Consider the following 1,927-nt stretch of genomic DNA (forward strand, 5'->3'; position numbering starts at 1 on the left):
CTACGCTGCTTCTTTCCCCGATCTTTCGATCTTTCAAGAAAACGAGTCGCACATGGATCAACCATTCCCGTAAACCGCTCCTATTGCGGTGGAGCCTTGAGGTGAGACAAGGCCGGTTAACGGTGAATGGGGTGTTAGTGGCATGCTCTTTATATTTTTTGCAGTTTATCCTTTAATACCTTCAAATTAGTGTGGTATTCTTCCCATTCCACTAACTCGCTCCAGATAAGTTGCCTGTCAATTGCAAGTTCAACAACGGGTATTGCTTCAGCATCGATTGTGCCTTCATCAACTAATTGACCAAAGCCGGTAGTAATTACTGATAAATCCAATGTGTAAATGAATTGCTGATCATCAAAATCATCGTCATCGATTTGAGCGGCAATCTTTTTCCTGTTGAGCATTTTAGAGTTGTACTTTTGGAAGTCCATTTCCCCAACATCTTCAATTACCCATATCAAACACTCTAACAAGCTTTGATTAGGATTATTTTGTCTCCAATCGCGGTATTCTCCCAAGGCAGTATCTCCCTCATCACTTCCAAAGGGAGCTGCTTCATCGACACAATCCCAAAAGAATTCTTCAGGAATTAATTCTACCGCTTTGGGGTGAGCAAAGTCTTTGTCTATTCCATATGGCTTATCTTCTCCAGATTCCTGCTTGTTTTCCATACCTATTCTTTTTATAGTTGCCACTAATGAACATAGCTACACGACGGCCTCGCCTTTTGCGTTAGCCCTGCGCGTTCTGCGGAGGGCTGGCCGGAGTAGCCGATGTTGTGCGCTCTGCGTTTTCATTTGGCTTTCTTTTCTACACGCTCTTCACTTTCCCGGTGTGTCACTTTTCCCTCCTGCCGATTTTCTATCCACCATTTTATCATCAGGTTTTATTTTATGATGTTATAGACAAGTGGAACAACATATATTGCCCACGCTATAAAAGTACATTTAGCATAGTTTTCAAAATTGACTACTTCCATATCTAACATATCAGCCAATGATTTATCCTTAGGATTAATCTTGTCGTGTCGATTTTCCTTATCATTTGTTGCTTTATATATAGAAAGCCAAAGTAATACAATCACGCCGGAAATATATGGAATGATTAACTGTAGCAAGATGACATCAAAGAAATCTTTAGTAGGAAATCTGTTATTCAAGCCGTAACTGTATACAGCTCCCAATAGCAAATTTGATAAAGGTATAATCAAATAAAAAAACTGCTTGTAGTTGAGTCTATTTAGCAAGAAATATAAATAATACATAATTCTTTTTTTAAAGCCATTTCATATTTCGCTTATTGATAGCTCTGCTTGTCTTGATGTAACTCTGACGATCTCCTGTCCGCCGTTTCAGTTTTTATTCTTCCGCTGGCGCACAATGTAGCATGGCTAAACAGCGCCGTGGCCTCATGCGTCAGCCCTGCGCGTCTGCGGCCCGGTGATTGACTTAGCTAAGGTTAGCAGTTGGTCTTTTACCTTCATCAATTCATTTTCTCTGTTCAGGTCAGCAATTATCAATCTGTCAACAACTTGATTTTTAATTAACTGTTGTCTTTCACTCTCAAACGGTGCGTCATCAATCCAATAGAAGTCAGAGGAGAAATCAATACCTTCTGTTTTGAGCGTCTGCCAATCAGTAGCCTTGACTTTTGTCAACTTGTCAAGACTGTCCCTATCATAGTATCTGGAAAGGTATCTAACGGCTGTCTGTGCGTCTCCTTTGCAGTGCGTTGTCAACCAATAGCAGTCGAAATGTCTGGTTACAAATTCCACGAATTCTGCCCCTGAATCTGCACTTTTCGTATTTCGTTTTGTCAGTAGAACACCGTCTATGTCTAAGTACAGCTTTGTCATTCTTTTTTTTCACTAACTGCTAATAGACCAGCCGCTACTCGCAGCCGGTGATACATGAATAAGCTCTGCGCG

Annotated in this window: 3 protein-coding genes; all 3 read right to left on the minus strand. The window is 40.8% G+C overall.

Annotated elements, in window-relative coordinates:
• Nucleotides 1–149 precede the first annotated feature (149 nt).
• The 3 genes from Q0590_RS37165 to Q0590_RS37175 all read right to left on the minus strand — a co-directional run bounded on the left by Q0590_RS37165 (nt 150) and on the right by Q0590_RS37175 (nt 1,855).
• On the minus strand, nt 150–671 hold the full coding sequence (locus Q0590_RS37165) for a hypothetical protein (RefSeq protein ID WP_302042754.1): 522 nt from the start codon (nt 669–671) through the stop codon (nt 150–152).
• 215 nt (nt 672–886) lie between these two features.
• Nucleotides 887–1,210 carry a hypothetical protein gene (locus Q0590_RS37170; protein WP_302042755.1) on the minus strand — a complete coding sequence of 108 codons (324 nt, stop codon included), beginning with the start codon at nt 1,208–1,210 and terminating at the stop codon, nt 887–889.
• Nucleotides 1,211–1,408: 198 nt separating this feature from the next.
• Entirely contained in the window at nt 1,409–1,855 is a 447-nt protein-coding gene (locus Q0590_RS37175; protein WP_302042756.1) for a hypothetical protein, read from the minus strand.
• Nucleotides 1,856–1,927 lie beyond the last annotated feature (72 nt).

Origin of the sequence: Rhodocytophaga aerolata, assembly GCF_030503435.1 — a bacterium.
GTDB classification, from domain to species: Bacteria; Bacteroidota; Bacteroidia; order Cytophagales; family 172606-1; genus Rhodocytophaga; species Rhodocytophaga aerolata.